The organism is Colwellia sp. BRX8-4 (genome assembly GCF_014077345.1).
Taxonomy (GTDB): domain Bacteria; phylum Pseudomonadota; class Gammaproteobacteria; order Enterobacterales; family Alteromonadaceae; genus Colwellia_A.
Genome location: NZ_JACGVS010000003.1, coordinates 117,064 through 134,380 on the forward strand (window position 1 = coordinate 117,064; position 17,317 = coordinate 134,380).

Annotated in this window: 9 protein-coding genes; 7 read left to right on the plus strand and 2 right to left on the minus strand. The window is 38.6% G+C overall.

From position 1 onward, the window contains the following. The first annotated feature begins 96 nt into the window (after nucleotides 1–96). Nucleotides 97–1,887, plus strand: coding sequence for a nitrilase-related carbon-nitrogen hydrolase (locus H4J56_RS04000; RefSeq protein WP_259367895.1), 1,791 nt, complete (start codon nucleotides 97–99; stop codon nucleotides 1,885–1,887). 67 nt (nucleotides 1,888–1,954) lie between these two features. On the opposite strand, the gene H4J56_RS04005 is transcribed toward H4J56_RS04000, so the two are convergent. Then, the gene (locus tag H4J56_RS04005) at nucleotides 1,955–3,781 is read right to left on the minus strand and encodes a glycoside hydrolase family 3 protein (RefSeq protein ID WP_182258916.1); all 1,827 of its coding nucleotides are present in this window, start codon (nucleotides 3,779–3,781) and stop codon (nucleotides 1,955–1,957) included. 536 nt (nucleotides 3,782–4,317) lie between these two features. Here H4J56_RS04005 and H4J56_RS04010 point away from each other — a divergent pair. The 4 genes from H4J56_RS04010 to H4J56_RS04025 all read left to right on the plus strand — a co-directional run bounded on the left by H4J56_RS04010 (nucleotide 4,318) and on the right by H4J56_RS04025 (nucleotide 12,258). Then, entirely contained in the window at nucleotides 4,318–5,826 is a 1,509-nt protein-coding gene (locus H4J56_RS04010) for an MFS transporter (RefSeq protein ID WP_182221612.1), read from the plus strand. A 467-nt stretch (nucleotides 5,827–6,293) separates the two neighbouring features. Beyond that, a complete protein-coding gene (locus H4J56_RS19875) occupies nucleotides 6,294–9,545 on the plus strand; it encodes a di-heme oxidoredictase family protein (protein ID WP_182258917.1) in 3,252 nt (1,083 codons plus the stop codon). A 68-nt stretch (nucleotides 9,546–9,613) separates the two neighbouring features. Then, nucleotides 9,614–11,068: a glycoside hydrolase family 16 protein gene (locus H4J56_RS04020; protein ID WP_259368150.1), complete on the plus strand. Its 1,455-nt coding sequence runs from the start codon at nucleotides 9,614–9,616 to the stop codon at nucleotides 11,066–11,068. Nucleotides 11,069–11,310: 242 nt separating this feature from the next. After that, nucleotides 11,311–12,258 carry a class I SAM-dependent methyltransferase gene (locus H4J56_RS04025; RefSeq protein WP_182258918.1) on the plus strand — a complete coding sequence of 316 codons (948 nt, stop codon included), beginning with the start codon at nucleotides 11,311–11,313 and terminating at the stop codon, nucleotides 12,256–12,258. Here H4J56_RS04025 and H4J56_RS04030 read toward each other — a convergent pair. After that, on the minus strand, nucleotides 12,255–12,416 hold the full coding sequence (locus tag H4J56_RS04030; RefSeq protein ID WP_182221609.1) for a hypothetical protein: 162 nt from the start codon (nucleotides 12,414–12,416) through the stop codon (nucleotides 12,255–12,257). The two genes, H4J56_RS04025 and H4J56_RS04030, sit on opposite strands and share 4 nt — an antisense overlap. Nucleotides 12,417–12,671: 255 nt before the next feature. Between H4J56_RS04030 and H4J56_RS04035 the strand changes: the two genes are divergently transcribed. Both H4J56_RS04035 and H4J56_RS04040 read left to right on the plus strand, forming a co-directional pair. Continuing rightward, entirely contained in the window at nucleotides 12,672–13,250 is a 579-nt protein-coding gene (locus H4J56_RS04035; protein WP_182258919.1) for a DNA-J related domain-containing protein, read from the plus strand. 348 nt (nucleotides 13,251–13,598) lie between these two features. Continuing rightward, nucleotides 13,599–17,204 (plus strand): response regulator, encoded by a 3,606-nt coding sequence (locus H4J56_RS04040; RefSeq protein ID WP_182258920.1) that lies wholly within the window; start codon nucleotides 13,599–13,601, stop codon nucleotides 17,202–17,204. Nucleotides 17,205–17,317 lie beyond the last annotated feature (113 nt).

Consider the following 17,317-nt stretch of genomic DNA (forward strand, 5'->3'; position numbering starts at 1 on the left):
TACTATTGCTAACCCCTTAATTGTTAGCCCACCCTTAAGTTTGTCGAAAGTTTGGGCTGCAATGTTTAATAGTATAATATCCCCTCGCTTAAAGTTATGACTTTAAGCTTGCATCACTGCACCAGCCCATTATCCGGAAAAAATATCATGCGAGTCGCCGTTTCTCAATTTGCCACCACTTTGGATGTTCAAGAAAATCAAGTAACCTGCCTGGGTATGATAAATGAGGCGGCCGTCTGTCAGCCAGCACTCATAGTGTTACCTCAATTTTGTAATACACTTTTTTGCCATACCGAACCAGGGTACAAGGACCGTAGTCAGGCTTGGCATCAAGCTTTAGACATTGACGGTCCTTTTTTACTGGCTATTGCAGAACAAGCCAAAAAGCATCACTGCTACATCGTAATTAACGTTACTTTAAGGCGATATGCTGCAAGTAGCTGGTCACCTGAACAAAAAAAGGATGCGATTAAAGCAGGTGTTAGTATAACCACTTGTTTATTTTCGCCGTTTGGGCAACGCCTTGACCAAGTCGATAAACAAAAATTAGAAGGTCATGAAAATGATTTTTTTATTAATGCAAGTCAGGCGTCTACGTTAACTTTAACGCCGCTAGCAAAAATTGGACTGTTAATGGGTAATGACACGATGACCTTTAACACCTCTCGTGAATTAGCTTTGCAAGGTGGGCAATTATTCTGTAATTCAATAAGCACATTTTCCTACGATCAAAGTCACTTACATGACCCAGCTCGAGCGTGTGAAAATAAAGTATTTTTGGCCACAGCAAATAAAATTGGTCGATTGTCAGCAACGGGATCTCTAAGTGGCGCAGGCCAAAGCCAAATAGTTTCTCCTGAGGGTAAAGTACTCGCTAAAATGAACCATAATGAAGCAGGTTTTGTGTTTGCTGATCTTGATTTAGAAAACTCTGCGATAGCACCCAATAACAAATGCCGACCTGATGGCAGCGATGTCTTTATGCAACGACGCCCTGAACTTTATCAAGCGCTAACATTACCGATAAAAAAGGTGGCTAAGCATATGAATAATGACAAGGTTCCCGAAACGGCGAATGTCGCAATATTTGCAACCTATAAGTCTAATGAACAAGCCATTGAAGATGTTTGTTTTTACATTGAAAACAACCTCAGTGATATTATTCAATTGCCTGAGTTATTTTTTATTGCAGATAAAACCATAACGAATAATGCTGAGCAACTCGCCGATATAGCCTCTTTGAGTAAACAACTCATTATACAAATCAGCTCAGTACTGAGACCTTTTCAATATGTGTGTACTAGTTTAGTGATTGATGGCGCACATCAGGCGGTGTTAATAAGCGAACAGGGTTTATTGGCAAAACAGCAGCAATTACACTTTTGCCAACGATACCAGTGGACACCACTTGGAGATGCGTTAACTCTTGTAGAATTACCGTTAGAGCAAGGTAATATCAAGCTTGTTATGCTAACAGCTGATGATGCAACCATACCTGAAATAGTTAACGTAGCGGCGTTGAATCAAGTTCACTTATTACTGGTGCCTTTTGAAATTCAAGAGCCAGGTGAGGTTGAATATTGCTTGTTATCGCGTGCCGCAGAAAATAGAATTTGTATTCTTGCCGCGAGTCGTGAACAGAGCTTCGCTGCGGGCTGCTTATCGGTCGATTCACATAGTGATAACGCCAATAAAAATGCCAATAAAAAGAAACAAAAACTACAAAAGTCCACGGGGTTTATTGCCAATTTAAGCTCAGGCGCTACCTTAATATCTGAACGCATGTCAGCTAAATTTACTGGCTATATTAATCAACCATTGGTTAAACACCAACAGGGAAAAATTACCAAAGCATTAGTCCATCCTATTGCCAGTTGCTCTAAGTGATGGTGGGTGCTCACTAAGTGTGAATGCACTATCATCGTAGGATTTATTGCCAGTGAATATCATTATTTTATTTTTTGTAACGTAAACCATAACCGATGGGGAAGAGTGGTTTGGTGTTATTTTTCTTCTTTTCTGCTGAGGTTTTTTTGGGCCAAGAAAAAGACAGCTTTCCCTGAAAGTTAAACTCGCCAAAGAGCATGTCACTAACACCTTGGCCTTCTGAGCCAGGAAGCCAAGCAGCAATGAATGCTGCTGACTTATCTAATTCGTCATTAATGATTAATGTTCTCCCTGAGATCAAAATAACAACCAGGGGTATGCCCTTATCACTAATATCTTTTATCAATAGATAGTCTTCTGGGTGTAACTGTTTTAATGCTAGTGAGTTGCCATAGGGCGCTGAAATATTTACTTGACCGTTTATTTGTGATCCTGCCTCTATTATAAGGTTTTCACAATCTCTGATATCACCATGGCCTTCTGCATAAGGGTACTCACCGATCACCACCACAGCGATATCATGATCTTTTGCCGATATTGCTGAAACATCACTATCACGCCTTAATACCGCATTGGGCGCAACCGCTGAAATACCTTGCCAGACAGAAGTGGCTCCTTCAAATTGATCGTTTCCTGATACACCTTGCCAATCAATGGTAAACCCTCCGCACTGATGACCGATATTATCAGCATTCTTACCCGTAACTAAAATTCGAGCCTGCTTTTTTAAAGGCAGTATGTTTTTTTTGTTTTTTAACAGCACAAGTGACTTTCTGACCGCTTCTCGTGCAATATTCCTATGCGCACTAGCACCAAAACTAACATCATTTGCCCAAATCCTTTCACTGGGACGAGGCGAATTAAATAAGCCGCTGGCAAACTTTACTGACAATATCCGACGGACGGCGTCATTTACTCTTGAGATAGGCACAGTTCCTAATTCAACATGATTATGCAGATGGTGAATAAATTGCTGCCAGTTTTCGGGGAGCATAAACATATCGATGCCGGCATTAACGCCTTGAGCAACCGAGAGATAAAAATCATCACAGAGGTAATCAATACCATTCATGTCAGAAACAATGAAACCAGAAAAATTCAATTGTTGTTTTAGTACATCCGTGAGCAGATACTTATGACCATGGCACTTGTTGCCATTCCAACTATTAAATGACGCCATAACTGTCATTGCCCCCGCTTTTAAAGCGCTTATGTAGGGGCTAATATGAGTATTGTTGAGTTCTTGCCAAGAAATATTAGCATCACCTTGGTCAATGCCATGCGTTGTAGCTCCATCGCCAACCCAATGTTTGACACAAGCGATAACGCCTTCACCAGCGAGCTTTCCATGAAGGCCGTTGATAATTTCACTTGCGTATTGATTGATTAATTCTGGCGTTTGAGCGTAGCTTTCATAGCTGCGACCCCATTGATTATTTTGTGCAACAGCGAGGTTGGGTGCAAAGACCCAATCGACGCCACTCGCTAATACCTCTTTTCGTGTGACTTGTGCAATACGTGCTATTAAATCAGCGTCGGCGGCAGCACCTAAACCGATATTGTGTGGGAAAATTGTTGCTCCCTTAAGATTATTGTGACCATGTATGGCATCAACACCATAGAGTAAGGGGATTGCTAAATGATTTTCGTCACTAACCATTGATGCTTGCCAATAGCTATCGGTTGTTTTTAGCCAACTATTAAGATCATTATTTTCGGGCAATGAACCTGCGCCACTCAATACTGAACCTAAATGGTACTTTCTGACATCATCGGGCGTACAGCTCAGTCGTTCAGCTTGGGTCATTTGTCCAATTTTTTGTGCTAATGTCATTTTTGACATTAGCTCATCAACTTGTTCCTTTATTGACGGCTGACTAAGTAGTGGCTGCATAGTATTGAGTTATCCTGACATTATTTAATTTCTTCATTTTGCCAATTTTATTTTAATGTCATTTGAGTGAGCTAAGCAGGCACGTAAAACGCTCTATCTACATCCTTAGCGTTGCTTAGTTGCTGACAAATATTTATAGGTATTACATCTCTCAAATGAAATTAAAAATATAAATTTAAACGGTTAATTAACCTTAGCCTTATTATTTATAAATTAGTTTACTTTGACAGACTATTACGAATGTAAATGGATACAACTAAAATACGGTAGGGTGGACTTATTTCGAGGTTATTGGGATTTTATCAATTTTTCAGTAAATACTTTTATTGGACTTTTGAGCTAGTAGAAAAAATTATATAAATTCAAAAAGCTCATTGTGACCATTTCATCGCCCCATAATGACCGACTCATCGTTTTTATATTGTTTAAGATTTACAATTATATAGTGTCAAATGACATTTATAATTGAAACCTTTCACTAAATTTTAATTAGGCTAAAGTTTCATTCAATAATCATTTTAACGGAATAGCGCTTTATGAGTACGCAAGAACATTATCAAACCGCGACTGAAGATAAAATTTCCACGCTAAGAAAAATTATCTATGGCTTTGGCGCTTTCGTAAATAACTTATTAGGTGCGGCAATTGGTACTATGACCATAGTGCTTAACTTGGGTTTAGGTATGAATCCAGCTTTAGTCGGTTTGTTAGGCGCATTGCCTCGTTTGGTCGATGCCTTTACCGATCCGCTAATGGGCTATATTTCCGATCACACAAGATCAAAATGGGGTCGACGCAGACCCTATATATTCTGGGGGGCTATTGTCGCAGGTATTACTTTTGCCTTGTTATGGCAATTACCGAGAGGCCAGAGTGAAGAATTTTACTTTTGGTTCTTTTTAATTGGTTCTATCATTTTTTATCTAGCCTACACTATTTTTGCAACACCATGGGTCGCATTAGGTTATGAATTAACGCCAGATTATCATGAACGTACCAGTATCATGGCTGTGCAGAATTTTATGGGCCAATTTGCGTGGTTATTTGCACCTTGGTTCTTACTGTTTATGCAAAATGAATCGCTGTTTAGCGATATGATTGAAGGTGCCAGTTGGTTAGCCGTCATTATTGGGCTATTTACTATTATTGTTGGTATTTTACCAGCAATATTTCTTACTGAACGCTTTACACCCATAGCAACTTCAAAAACGATTATTGACCCGAATGCACCACCAATAAAACCAAGAAGCTTGAGTTATGCCGTTACTGATTTCTTTAAAGGCTTTTTAATTACACTTAAATTTAAGCCTTTCCTTAGTTTATGTGGCGCAACCTTTTTAGTGTTCAACGGCTTTATGATGGTTTCAGCTTTCCAAAGTTACGTGATTATTTATTATGTTTTTGGCGGCGATCAAGCATTAGGTGCTGAATATGTTGGTTGGGCGGGTACGGTGTCATTTATTTCAACGTCTTGTGCTATTTTTATTGTCACTAAGTTATCAAGCTGGTTAGGGAAGCGAAATGCTTTTTTCATTACCATTGCCATTTCTATCTTTGGTTATGCACTTAAATGGATTTGTTTTACACCGGATAATCCAATGCTAGTGATTATTCCACCTATATTTTTCTCTTTTGGTTTAGGCGGCTTGTTCACCTTAATGGGATCTATGGTTGCTGATGTCTGTGATCTTGATGAATTAGAAACCGGTGAACGACGTGAAGGTATGTTTGGCTCAATTTATTGGTGGGTTGTTAAATTAGGCTTGGCTGCGGCGATGGCAGCTGGTGGATTTTTACTTCATGCAACAGGTTTTGATGTTGCGTTAGCTGGAGCTCAATCTGCTGATACGCTGTTTTATATGCGCTTAGCTGATGTACTTGTGCCTGTACTTTGTTCAGTGGTTGCTATTTGGATGGTCGCTACTTACCCTATTACTGAGAAAATGGCTCATGATACCCGCAGTAAACTTGAGGCACGTCGAGGAAAAATGGCGGCTGAAGTGAATGCCTTAGATGAAAATACTGACGGTGTTACGCCTGTCTAAGGCACTTATAAATTGTATATCTACATAGTTAACCATGTAGATATACAATCCGCTTTATTTTTGTGAGATCTTTATTTTTTTAGTTAAAATAAATACGAAATAAAATAAAGTCAATTTTTTTAAGTTATTGTTTTAAATAAATTAAAATGATTTTTTTTGTATGGGTGATAACAAAAGTTTATCATGAGTACTTGTTTATATCCCTTATCCATTTCAACTTTTCCTACCTCCCCTTTGACCGTATTTCGATGCTGTTTGACCAATAATTGTGCTAAAAATAGTCAAGTCTGAACATGGCTATTTATAGGATGCTCGACAGTAAGATAATTCAAAAATGCAGAGTTAGCGCTTATTGATATAAGTGCAGCAGTACTGTTTATCTTTTGGGAACGTTATAAACCAAATTATTCATTAAGCCGGTTAATCATTGACTTAATTGAATATTTTAATAGAAGAATAATAAAATAATGAGCAAATTAACATTAAATCTTAGTGCACTAACAGGAGCTTTAAGTGTTTTTTCAAAAAAAATGCTTTCATTGTTATTACTCAGTACGCTAATAAGTTGTGGAGGTGGGTCAACTCCAACAGAAAAAGAGACTATCAATGCAGATACTGATAACGACGGAGTATTCGACCAAGTCGATTCGTGTCCTAATACATTAGCCAATACCACTGTAGATGCGAGTGGTTGCGACATCATTATTGTTAGTGTCGATACGGACAGTGATAATGATGGTGTTAAAGATGCAGATGATACTTGTCCTGAAACTCCAGACAATACAAGGGTAGACAGCTCTGGCTGTGCGGTCATTGAAGAGGTTGTTGATGTGCTTGTTCAAGCAGAAGATTACATCAGCTATTTTGATACCACAGCGAGCAATGAAGGCGGAGCAAGTTACCGTAATGACGCTGTAGATATCGAAGTTACCACTGATGTAGGCGGCGGTTACAATATTGGTTATACCCAAGCAACAGAATGGCTAGAATACCCGGTAACCTTAAGTGCTGGGACTTATACCATTAGCAGCCGTGTGGCTTCAGATTCAGGCGGTGGTAATTATACGCTGTCGATAAATGGCAATACAATTGGTAGTGACAATGTTGCTAGCACGGGGGGATGGCAAACCTTTGAAACCCAGGTGGTTAATTCGTTTTTAACGACGAGCGGTAATTTTACCTTACGATTAGCGATAAACGCAGGTTCATTCAATATTAATTGGCTGCAAATAACAGCGGTTATTGATGATGATTTAGATGGTATTAGTAACGATCTAGATTTGTGCCCTGATACGCTTGAAAATGCAGAAATTAATGAGGTGGGGTGCGCTGACTCAGATGGTGATGGCGTATTTAATAATCTGGATAATTGTCCAGATACACCTATCGGGACCTTTGTGGATTTTCTCGGCTGTGAAGCCGTAGAACAGTTAATTGAAGTGGCGTTTAACAACGATATTCTTGTTGGTGGTGAAGACAGCCAAAAGCCAAGTTTTAGCTTATATACCTTTGATAATGACATTGGATCTGACGGCAGTAATTGCAACGATGGTTGTGCGGTTAATTGGCCTCCGCTTCTAGTGACTGATGGTGTCGCTTCTGGTGTGCCAAATTTATCAATCATTAATCGAAATGATGGCACAACACAAGCTGCCTATCAGGGTAAACCGTTATACTTTTATAAAGGTGACACCGAAAAAGGAACTATTGAAGGTGCGGCTATAGCGGGTTGGAACCTTCAAGAATACGGACTTTTTGGTGATATCGTGCCACTTTATACCTCTAGCACGGCACAAGAACATGCTTTAATTTATGAAACTAATGATGCTGTGGTCACCAAGTTCGCTGACAGAGGACGTGATCGTCATGCTAAAGAAGATCAATTTCAGCAATACGATCATTACCTTTCTCATTATTGGACCCATAGAACAGCGCGCTATAAATTCACCGATTATGTGGCTAAAGGCGGCTCATCTATTTTAATTGAATGGGTAACACAATGGCAGCTTGAGGCATTAGAATTTAGGGCATGGTACTCAGGAATGAATACGGTTGCTGAATACCATGGTAATTATGAGCCTAATGTTGTGACGGTCGGTCACGGTAGTTACGACGACGACCTTGTGCAAACAAGTACTAGCGGCGATCAATATAAATATTCAGTAACCATTAATGAGTTTCGCGGACTTAATGGCAGCACAGAAACCCTCAGTATTGGCCAACATATGGAAATTGAAGTTAGTCAGTTTTTATTGGGCGTTCCTGAGGGGCGGTCAAATTATTACGGCACAACTTACCTTTACCAAGTAGGTAAAGGTGGCATGGCTCCTTGGAAAACAGTCGGAGATTTTGATGATAAATCATCAGAGCGTGAAAACTCACATCCTATCGCTAAACAAGGTTGGTTAGGCGGTGATACCACATTACCTTATCAATATACTAATGAACCTAATGACCACTTCATGCAAATGGCGACTAATTTATCAAGTTTAAATGGGCAAGCGTTCGTTTTAGGAAGACGTATTCATCATACCTCTTTTGTTGATGGTAAACATGATGAAGACCCAGCCAATGGTGTTTTTTCAGAAATGGTAGGTAAGTCAGGTACACATTTTGTTAATCATAGTTGCGCAAGTTGTCATGAACGTAATGGTAGGGCAGCTCCGGCACCAATTGGCGAGGCATTAGACAAATGGGTCTTTAAAATTGCTGATGCTGATGGTGAACCCGATGCCCAGCGTGGCGATGTTTTACAGCCATCGAATACGGGAAGCGTACAAAGTGAAGGAACGGTAGCTATTGAATCATGGACTGAGGTGAATGGTTTACGTTCACCTAATTATAAGTTTTCAACGGGTACGCCAGAAAAATTCTCAGCACGCATTGCACCTCAACTCGTTGGCCTAGGATTATTAGAAGCAATTCCTGAAGAAACTATTTTAGCGATGGCTGATGTTAATGATGAATTTGCTCCCTTTGGTATTTCAGGTAAAGCGCAAAGTGCTATCGATCCCGAAACCCAAGATATTCGCCTTGGGCGTTTTGGTTGGAAAGCCGCTACATCAAGCATAAAGCATCAAGTTGCGGCAGCGTTTAATACTGATATGGGGGTGATGACCTCTGTACTACCATCACCAGATTGTAGTTCTGCTCAACAAGAAAGAAATGAATGTGGTCATGACCAATCTGAAATAAGCGACCAGCACTTGAACAATTTAGTGAAATACATCGCATTGTTGGGTGTACGAGCGCAACGTGGCCTTGATGATCCTCAGGTACAACAAGGACAAGCGTTATTCTCAAGTATTGGTTGTGTGGATTGTCATACGCAAACATTACAAACCAGTATCTATCACCCGTTTACAGAACTAAGAGATCAAACTATTCATCCTTATACCGACTTACTGTTACATGATATGGGTGAAGGTCTTGCTGACAACTTAGGAGAGGGCAACGCTACAGGGGCTGAATGGCGAACAACACCGCTATGGGGCATAGGTTTGTCGGCTTGCGTTACTGGAGGTGTAGAAAACCCAGTTGGCGGCCAAGGTAATGAAGTTTGTACGCCCGAGCATAGTTATTTGCATGACGGACGTGCGAGAACGATTGATGAAGCAATTCTCTGGCACGGTGGGGAATCAGAAGCTTCTAAAGTTAAGTATGAAGCACTTTCTGATGCTGACGAAGCTTCATTAATAGCCTTTTTAAAATCACTATAAAATCAGCAGCTTATTAAATTGATTATCGATTGATTTAATAAGTTCTTTTAAGAAAAAAGAGAATAATAATGAACCAATATTCAGTTTATCCGTGCAATGTTAATTCAATGCTAAAGAATATCAGCTTTAAAAGTCGACTGTTTCTAATGAGTTTGCTGAGTTTGTTAATAACGACACCAACGATGGCAGGTTGGGAAGTTAACTATATAGATACTTTTTCAGGGGACAGTGTTAATTGGCAAAATTGGACGGCCCAAGTCGATGCCAACTTTAATAATGAAGTTCAATGTTATACCGATGATGACAGTTCCATTAATAAGAATTTTGATGTTTCTAATGGCACCTTAAAAATAATCGCCAGAAAGCAGCAAACTAATTGTGCAGGCTTGAATAATCAATCTAGAGATTGGACCTCCGGTCGAATTAACGGTAAAGATAAACGTGAGTTTCTCTATGGCAGAATAGAGTCAAGAATTCGTTTTCATAACCTTGAAAGGGGGTCTTGGCCGGCATTTTGGATGTTAGAGAATCGTATCGCTGAAAGCCCCCGTAAAAATGATGATGACTTTGTTAACTGGCCCAACCCAGGCGCTGGCGAAATTGATGTCTGGGAATGGTTTGCCAATAGTCCTAGCACTTATATAACTAACTTTTTTAATACCGGAGGGGGATCTTGTGGTAGTGAAGTGAGATTCACTTATCCAAATGGCGCTAATGATGTACTCGATTGGCATGATTACGCCATTGAATGGGATGAAAATAGCATATCATTTTATATGGATGATACCTTAGTCACTGCGCATAATGTATCGAACTGTCCACAATATAATGAACCGATGTTTGTTTTACTCAATGTTGCTATGGGGGGAAATCTAGGTGGGGCGATAGACCCAAGCCTGCGTAAAGTAACCATGGAAGTGGATTATTTGGCGCATTGTAGTGCTACCAATCAAAATAATGCCCAGCGCTGTAATGAAAATACGCCCGCTGTTTATGCTGATGATGATAATGACGGCATAGAGAACAACCTTGATCAGTGTCCAAATACTCCATCAGGAGAAAGTGTTGATGAAAAGGGCTGTTTCGAAGAGATGGTTAATATATCTCCTGAAGTTTCTTTGTCGATAACACAGAATAATGTGGCTGTGTCATCAGTTGATATTAGCGGAGGTTTAGTCACAATATCTGCTAACGCCACCGATGAAAATGCTGACGATATCCTTTCTTATGTTTGGCTTATATCCGGTACTATTCCATCACCTATTATCGACGGTGGTCTTGTTAGTTTTGATCCCTTTTCTATGGTCGGCGGGAATTCATATCAAGTAGACTTGACCGTAACTGACAACGGTAACCCAAGACTTTCAGTAAGCAACACTATTAAATTTAGCGTTAACAACATGCCGCTTGACACTGGTGATGATAAGAGGGAAAAAAGTAGTGGTGGTTTATTCAGTTATTTACTACTGCTGATGTTGATAGTATTTAGGCAGAAGTATCTTAAACAAAATATGTTCAATTAGGAGAACTTTTAATAACAAGGTTGATTTATTAGGATATCAGTATTAACACCGGCAGTGGTTAGTTATAATATTGATTGAATAAGTTGCTGATGCAGCATTATATTATTTTATTTATTTGATGTTCTGCTTTCAAAGTAACTCGTGCTGACAAGTTTTAAGCGATAGTGTGTTCTTTGTTAACTTATTATCTAACGAATATAGACAATCCACACTAGAAATATACCTAAGGGCAGGACATAGATTTGACTATAAAGTGGCAAGATCTCATCGAAAAAGCATGGAATGATAGAAAAGTCTTAAATGAATCAGATGAATTTGATTCTTGGCGTGTTTTCCATGGTTACACCGAAGGAGCGCCGGGTGTAGTTATTGAAAAATTTGGCACTATGGCCTTGGTCGAATTTAAAGACGATATTCGTGAGGACCTTGATGTAATCAAAGATGCACTATTACAGTGTTTTCCCTTCACGCTTATTATGGCAAAAGGTGATCAAACTCTCGGGTTACGCTTGAAGAATAGAATGTTCTCGCTTCATGGCGATATTGCTGATGCGCCAGAATTTACCAAAGAATACGGGGTCTATTATAGTTTACTTGCCGATACGATGCATAATTGTGGTTTATATCTGGATGCACGTCCCGTTCGTAAGTGGTTAGCTAATAATAGTGAAGGCCGTCGTGTATTGAATTTATTTTCATTCACGGGCAGTTTGGGTATAGCGGCTTTAAAGGGGAACGCGAAGGCCGCAATTCACCTGGACAGATCGAAAGCGTTATTACCGCGTATTGAAAAAAGCTACGAAAAAAATGCTATGGACTTTGGCTCTCGCAGTTTTATAAAGGGTGATATCTATAAGCATTTACCTAAGGCAATAAAAAGTGGTCAACAATTCGAAGGCATTATTTTAGATCCACCACCAACCGTTTATAAGTCACCTTATGCAGAGCATCAGCCTAAAGGACAAGATTTTTCTAAATTGGTGAGTATGTGTTCAAAGCTTTTAAGTCAGGGCGGTTGGTTGATTTGTTTATTTCATCGTTATGATGCAACGTGGGATGAGTCAGATGCTGAGATTATTGAATCATCTGGCCATACTTTGAAAATGACAGAACGGTTTACTAGTGAGTGTGATTTTCCCGATGATAATGTTGACCGCAAGTTAAGAGTGACCGTATTCGAAAAAATTTAAGATAGATAATACCAACAAGTCATTACCCCTGATAAGTGAGAGGTAATGACTTGTTTAATACTTTGCTGCTGCACAATAATAAATTGCAGACCTTTGCCGAGCAAGGTATACAGAAAGTTTTGTGGATTCTTGCTGTCTAGTAGATAAATAGTATCCATAATATCAACAAATCAGTCTAACGCGCCTATCATTAATTTTAGTTATTATTTTTTGACGTTACATGTGAGCTATTACTTATTTTCTTGAAAAGAGATGAAAATAGTTTATGTCTTCAATTGCAGGTGTGTTACTAAACTTACCCGCGAGTGATCGCTTAGCCGTTAAGGTAACTTGTCATCAGAAGACAACCGTTTAACGTTAGCTTTTAATTTATCTACTGGCTTAAAAGTATTAAATCAACAAGGAATGAACCCATGACCAATCCTTTGATTATTAACATACTGGGATATTTAAAAAAACAAAACTGTGCTTGTTCCATAATTGATTTAGTCAATCTTTGCCAACAGGATTTCTTGCTACTGATAAAAAAGGATGTTGATCCTCAAATTGCCATATTTCAAAAGAATTTTTTTGTTATGAATGCGCTTTATCAAATCCAACGAGATATTAAAGACGAGGGTTTCTTACTGACTATTTTTCCATTAGAAATCTGTTTAGTACCAAATCATGCCGCAGCAAAAGCTAACTTGGCTATGCGCGATACTGATCTAGCCCATTACTATTTAAACTGGTCTAACTTAAATAACATTACCCTTGCAGAAGTGGAGTTACTCTTTTCCCATTTTTGGCAAAGATACCGCGCAGTAGATAAGGTTGCTGCTGCTCTGACGACGTTAGAGGTAGATAAAAATATTGATTGGTTTGGGATACGTCGGGCCTATCAGAAGAAAGTTGCCATTACTCATCCCGATAAAGGTGGCTGCGCGGCCGACTTTATCGAAATTCGTCAAGCTTATGAGGTATTAAGTTGGCGCTATCATCGCAAAGACTAATTTTCCGGTTGGTGATATTAAACGACGTTAATAAACTGATATGTGTTGAATTGCAAAAATAGTTTTTAATATCTGTAGTTGGATAGCCAAAGCGAACATTTTAGACGGAGAGGGATGTTAGTGCTGATTGATTTTAAAGCGACTTAGTGCTAAGTTTTGTTGATAGAATGCGCTTGTATAACGATAAGCTTTCTAATCATCAGTTAATGAAATGTGTTCTCAACACACGACTCTATTATGGATATATTACGGGTAATGCTATTGACTGAGATTTATTAATTTCCCGGTAAGATATTCAAGATAATACTTAACTTATATTCACGACTATGAAGAATAAAAATTAATAATATGAAATTAAGAATTACCTTTTACCTGCTATTAACTTTTGCATTTATTCACAGTTTTCCGTCAGTTTCACAAGAGCTGGACAATGAGCCGTTAGGTGTTATTACTGTTGTTGGCACTGAAGATAACTTGCCCTTTAGTTTTAAGCTTCCCAATGGTAATCCTAGTGGGCTTTATGTTGAGTTTTGGCAGCTCTGGTCTAAAACTAACAATATTCCTATTCGCTTTGTTCTATTACCCTTTGAAGAAAGTATAGCGTTGCTCAAACAAAAGAATACCTTACATGTTGGGCTCTTTAAGAATCAGCAACGACAACAGTGGGCTGATTTTTCCTTACCTATCCATAATGTACAAACCGGTATCATTTATAATCGCTCAATTGACAAAAAATCTAAGCTAAGAGAATTAAGTGATATTAAAATAACCAGTCAATATTTTAGCTTTCAAGAGTCCTACCTTAAGGAAAATTTTGCTAGCTTTGAACAATCAACGTATAAAAACTTTGATGATGCTCTCGAGAAGTTGTTAGATAATGAGGTTCAGGCTGTTGTTGCTGAGTTACCTAATGCCTTTGCACAAATAGCGAAAAAAGGCTTAAGTGGAGTATTCACTATTTCTGAAGAGATTATTGTTTCTAATAATGTCTTTGGGGTGATAGCAAAAGGTCAACCTGAATTATTAGCTAAAATTAATGCTGGTATTGAAAACATGCCCGTTAATAACATTATTGAATTAGAAAAACAGTGGCTCCCCACCTTAAAACCATTTTTTCAAAAATCATCATCTGTTGCTAGTTTAACGGATAACGAAAAAAAATGGCTGTCAGAAAATAATTCTTTTAGTTTGGGGACTGACTCTGCATTTCCTCCTTTTGAATTTAATGATGAATTGGGTGAACATAGCGGAATATCAGCAGATTACATGTTGCATGCAAAACAACAACTACAAATAAATTTAACACCAACAGTAGGTAAGAGTTGGGGGGAAGCGCTAGAGGAATTTAAACTTGGCAATATTGATGTCATGTCTTCAATTTTTTATACAAAAGAAAGAGCTGAATATATTAATTTTACTGAACCCTACTTTGAAATTTCTCTCGTCATTGTTAGCAAGAAAAACGCTTTCTATGCTGAAAGTTTATCGTCATTACAAGGCAGGAAGTTAGGTCTAATTAAAGGCTATGTTTATAATGAATTGATTAGTCGAGATCACCCCAGTATTAAAATTGTAGATGTTTTATCGGTTGAAGACGGACTTAAAAAATTACAGTTGGGTGAAATTGATGCCTTTGTTGATTCTATTGCTGCGATTAATTATGAAATAAACAAAAATAAAATTAATGATCTGATTATTACCTCCTTTACCCCTTATACACTTGAAATATCGATGGCGGTAAGAAAAGGGCTTGAACCCCTTATTCCTATTTTAAATAAAACCTTTGCTGCGATGAATGAAAAAAAACGTTCTGCTATTGCAAATAATTGGTTATCGGTACACGTTCAATCGGGTACTGAATTATCAACCATTCTCGTCTGGGCATTACCGATAGCCTCATTGCTCATTTTGATTATTTTAGTGTTTTTTCGTATGAATAAAAAACTAAAAATAGAAATTGATGCACGAGTGATCAATGAAGAAAAACGCATTACCGCCCAACAAGATTTGGCTGCACAAAAAAAAGCGATGGACGAACATTCGTTGGTCCTTGTAATCGATATTAACGGTATTATTAGCTACGCCAATGATAAGTTTTGCGCCATTACTGGTTACAATCGTAATGAACTCATCGGTAAAAGTCATAGTATTCTCAATGCTAATAACCAGTCAAAAAATTATTGGCATAAGATTTTTGCGGCGATTTCTAAGGGGAAATATTGGCATGATGAGGTGCGTATTAAAGCTAAAGAGGGACAATGCTATTGGGTAGACACTACGATTGTACCACTTTACGATAAAAATAAATTACTCAGTGGTTATACTTATATCAGTACTGATATTAGCCATCAAAAAGAGACGATTATTCGCTTAGCTGAAGCCAAAAAACAAGCTGATGTTGCTAATGAATCAAAAACCGCTTTTTTAGCTAACATGAGTCATGAAATCCGCACACCGATGAATGGCGTCATCGGCATGACTAACCTCTTACTTGATACGGCTCTAAATCCAGAACAACACAACTTTGCGAAAACAGTAAAAAATAGTGCCGAGTCATTACTGTGTATTATTAACGATATTCTTGATTATTCAAAAGTTGAAGCGGGAATGTTAGCGCTTGAACCACTTGAATTTGATTTAGAAGTATTGCTCCATGACCTTGCTACCAGTCTCGCTTTTCAGGCGCATAACAAGGGTTTAGAGCTAATTTGTCCGGCTAATATTTTACCCGCTCAGTCATTTATTGCAGACTCTGGGCGTATTCGTCAAATACTCAATAATCTTATCGGTAATGCGATAAAGTTTACAGAGCAAGGCGAGGTTTCAGTCCATTGCAAAGTACAAGAGCAGACTAAGCAGCACACTAAATTACTCTTTGAGATATCTGATACTGGCATTGGTCTAACGTTAGCGGATCAAAACAAGCTATTTGAACGTTTTAGCCAGGCCGATGGTTCAACGACCCGTAAATATGGTGGCACCGGATTGGGGCTATCTATCAGTAAACAATTAGTTGAATTGATGGGCGGCGAGATCGGACTGAAAAGTGTTGACGGAGAAGGCTCTACATTTTGGTTTAGTATAAATATTGCTAATGCTGATAACATGCGACCCAAGAAAATTTATGACAATTTACAGAATCAAAAGATACTGGTGGTTGATGATAATTTAACTAACCGGACTTTGTTAGGTTTATTACTGACCAAGTGGCAAGTCGAGCATACCCTAGTAGATAGTGGAGATAAGGCATTAGAAAAACTGACCCAAGCTAGAATACAAGGAACTCCTTACCATATTGCTATTTTGGATATGCAAATGCCTGAAATGGATGGGCTTCAACTAGCAACTAAGATTAAAGCCGATAGCGATATTTTTTCAACGACTCGTTTATTAATGTTGACCTCACAAGGGCAACGTGGCGATGTCGAAAGATTAAAAGCGGCTGGCTTTAACGGATATCTAAACAAACCTGTTGATCAGTCGATTCTCTACAATACCTTAATGACCATTGCTGGCGTTAATTCCCAACAGCAACCTTTGATCACGGCGTTTAGCGCTCGTGCACTTCCGCAGTTCAAAGCAAGGGTTCTTGTTGTAGAAGACAATGCTATCAATCAAAGAGTTGCACAAGGTTTGTTGAGAAAATTTGGTGTGCAAGTCGACATAGCGGCTAACGGTGAAGAAGCACTAAATTCGTTACAAAACTTACCTTTTGATTTAGTCTTTATGGATTGTCAAATGCCGGTAATGGATGGCTATGAAGCGACTAAAAAAATTCGTCTTCCTCAATCTAAGGTACTTAATAGCAATATTCCGATAATCGCCATGACTGCCAATTCAATGCAAGGTGACCGAGAGAAATGCTTAGCCGTAGGAATGGACGACTTTATTGCTAAACCTGTGAACCCTAACAAGCTACAAGAGGCATTGAAACGCTGGCTACCCGAATATTAAGCGTTCGTTATGCAAGTAGTTAAAAATAACAAGAAAGGTTAGTTTATATTTATCAAAGTCAAAATTAATCTACTCTGTGAAATATTGATATTGACCAAAAATACAATACTTGT